At 51.5% G+C, this 3,372-nt stretch carries 2 rRNA genes; both read right to left on the reverse strand.

The features are described 5' to 3' along the window. Positions 1 to 7: 7 nt before the first annotated feature. A 5S ribosomal RNA gene (rrf, locus tag LVD14_RS15395) occupies positions 8 to 123 on the reverse strand. A 176-nt stretch (positions 124 to 299) separates the two neighbouring features. Next, a 23S ribosomal RNA gene (locus LVD14_RS15400) occupies positions 300 to 3,194 on the reverse strand. Between the last annotated feature and the right edge of the window lie 178 nt (positions 3,195 to 3,372).

A 3,372-nucleotide genomic window follows, 5' to 3' on the forward strand; every position in this document is an offset into this window, starting at 1 on the left:
TTTTGATGCCTGACGATGTCCTACTCTCACATGGGGAGGCCCCACACTACCATCGGCGCTGAGCGGTTTCACTTCTGAGTTCGGGAAGGGATCAGGTGGTTCACACTCGCTATGGTCGTCAGGCAAACCGTGGATGCATCAGCCGTTTTGTTGGCTGACCACCGCTTACCCTTTGACAATCTGATGAATGAAGATTGTGTTCGTTTTGTTCTCGTGTATGCGCTGTTATACAAACTGTCTGTACGTCTGATCGAACAACTCGTTCGATTAACAATCGCCTTTAAAAAACCTGCGATTATATGGTCAAGCCTCACGTGCAATTAGTACTGGTTAGCTCAAGGCCTCACAACCCTTACACACCCAGCCTATCAACGTCCTGGTCTCGAACGGCACTTTAGGGGGCACAAGGCCCCAGGGAGATCTCGTCTTGAGGGAGGCTTCCCGCTTAGATGCTTTCAGCGGTTATCCTGTCCGTTCATAGCTACCCGGCAATGCCACTGGCGTGACAACCGGAACACCAGAGGAACGTCCACTCCGGTCCTCTCGTACTAGGAGCAGCTCCTCTCAAATCTCCAACGCCCACGGCAGATAGGGACCGAACTGTCTCACGACGTTCTAAACCCAGCTCGCGTACCACTTTAAATGGCGAACAGCCATACCCTTGGGACCGGCTTCAGCCCCAGGATGTGATGAGCCGACATCGAGGTGCCAAACACCGCCGTCGATGTGAACTCTTGGGCGGTATCAGCCTGTTATCCCCGGAGTACCTTTTATCCGTTGAGCGATGGCCCTTCCATTCAGAACCACCGGATCACTATGACCTGCTTTCGCACCTGCTCGAGCCGTCGCTCTCGCAGTCAAGCACCCTTATGCCATTACACTAAATGGGCGATTTCCGACCGCCCTTAGGGTACCTTCGTGCTCCTCCGTTACGCTTTGGGAGGAGACCGCCCCAGTCAAACTACCCACCACACACGGTCCTCGTCCCCGTTTCAGGGACTGAGTTAGAACCTCAACAATACCAGGGTGGTATTTCAAGGGCGACTCCACGCTAGCTAGCGCTAGCGCTTCAAAGTCTCCCACCTATCCTACACAGATAGTGTCAAAGTCCAGTGTGAAGCTATAGTAAAGGTTCACGGGGTCTTTCCGTCTAGCCGCGGGTACACTGCATCTTAACAGCGATTTCAATTTCACTGAGTCTTGGGTGGAGACAGCGTGGCCATCATTACGCCATTCGTGCAGGTCGGAACTTACCCGACAAGGAATTTCGCTACCTTAGGACCGTTATAGTTACGGCCGCCGTTTACCGGGGCTTCGATCAAGAGCTTCGCCGAAGCTAACCCCATCAATTAACCTTCCGGCACCGGGCAGGCGTCACACCCTATACTTCCACTTACGTGTTTGCAGAGTGCTGTGTTTTTAATAAACAGTTGCAGCCACCTGGTCACTTCGACTCCTCTTAGCTTACGCAGTAAATGCTTCACCAAAAGGAGCGTACCTTCTCCCGAAGTTACGGTACCATTTTGCCTAGTTCCTTCACCCAAGTTCTCTCAAGCGCCTTGGTATTCTCTACCTGATCACCTGTGTCGGTTTACAGTACGGTCGTCTGTTACCTGAAGCTTAGAAGTTTTTCCTGGAAGCATGGCATCAACCACTTCGCTCACTTAAAAGTAAGCTCGTCATCAGCTCTCGGCCTTAGGATTCCGGATTTACCTAAAATCCCAGCCTACTACCTTAAACGCGGACAACCAACGCCGCGCTGGCCTAGCCTTCTCCGTCCCTCCATCGCAGTAACAGCCGGTATCGGAATGTTAACCGATTTCCCATCGACTACAGCTTTCGCTCTCGCCTTAGGGGCCGACTCACCCTGTCCCGATTAACGTTGGACAGGAAACCTTGATCTTCCGGCGGGGAGGTTTTTCACCCCCCTTATCGTTACTCATGTCAGCATTCGCACTTGTGATACCTCCAGCAAACCTCTCGATTCACCTTCAACGGCCTACACAACGCTCCTCTACCATATGTGCCTAAGCACACATCCGCAGCTTCGGTTATCAGTTTGAGCCCCGTTATATCTTCCGCGCAGGCCGACTCGACTAGTGAGCTATTACGCTTTCTTTAAAGGATGGCTGCTTCTAAGCCAACCTCCTAGCTGTCTAAGCCTTCCCACATCGTTTCCCACTTAACTGATATTTGGGACCTTAGCTGGCGGTCTGGGTTGTTTCCCTCTTGACGACTGACGTTAGCACCCGCCGTCTGTCTCCCGTGATAAAACTTACTGGTATTCGGAGTTTGCATCGGGTTGGTAAGTCGGGATGACCCCCTAGCCGAAACAGTGCTCTACCCCCAGCAGTCAATTCCACGAGGCGCTACCTAAATAGCTTTCGAGGAGAACCAGCTATCTCCGAGCTTGATTAGCCTTTCACTCCGACCCACAGCTCATCCGAATCTTTTTCAACAGATCCCGGTTCGGTCCTCCAGTGCCTGTTACGGCACCTTCAACCTGGCCATGGGTAGATCGCCCGGTTTCGGGTCTAATGCCAGCAACTAAACGCCCAGTTAAGACTCGGTTTCCCTACGGCTCCCCTATACGGTTAACCTTGCTACTGACATTAACTCGCTGACCCATTATACAAAAGGTACGCCGTCACAGGACGCAATGCCTGCTCCGACTGCTTGTACGTACGCGGTTTCAGGGTCTATTTCACTCCCCTCTCCGGGGTTCTTTTCGCCTTTCCCTCACGGTACTAGTTCACTATCGGTCAGCCAGGAGTATTTAGCCTTGGAGGATGGTCCCCCCATCTTCAGTCAAAATTACACGTGTTTCGACCTACTCGTTTTCACAACTGCAGTGCTTTCGTGTACGGGGCTATCACCCACTGTCGCCGGACTTTCCAGACCGTTCCACTAACACTGCTGTTGCTTAAGGGCTTTTCCCCGTTCGCTCACCGCTACTTAGGGAATCTCAATTGATTTCTTTTCCTGCAGGTACTTAGATGTTTCAGTTCCCTGCGTTCGCCTCCCTTACCTATGTATTCAGTAAGGGATGACCCACAAGTGGGCCGGGTTTCCCCATTCGGACACCTCCGGATCAAAGCCTGTTTGACGGCTCCCCGAAGCATTTCGTTGCCTACCACGTCCTTCATCGCCTCTGGCTGCCAAGGCATCCACCACGTACGCTTAATTGCTTGACCATATAACCTCAGACTCTTTAAAAGCCTAACGCTACACAACCAAACTCGCCTTCGATCATCGTACAGATTTTTTGCGCTTGTATAAGAACAGCATACACATTCTATCGATCAATCATCTTTAAACTGCAAAGACGATTAACCAACAAACTATGTCTTCATTCATCGATTGTTAAAGAAC

Origin of the sequence: Pseudohongiella sp. O18, assembly GCF_021729085.1 — a bacterium.
GTDB lineage: Bacteria > Pseudomonadota > Gammaproteobacteria > Pseudomonadales > Pseudohongiellaceae > Pseudohongiella.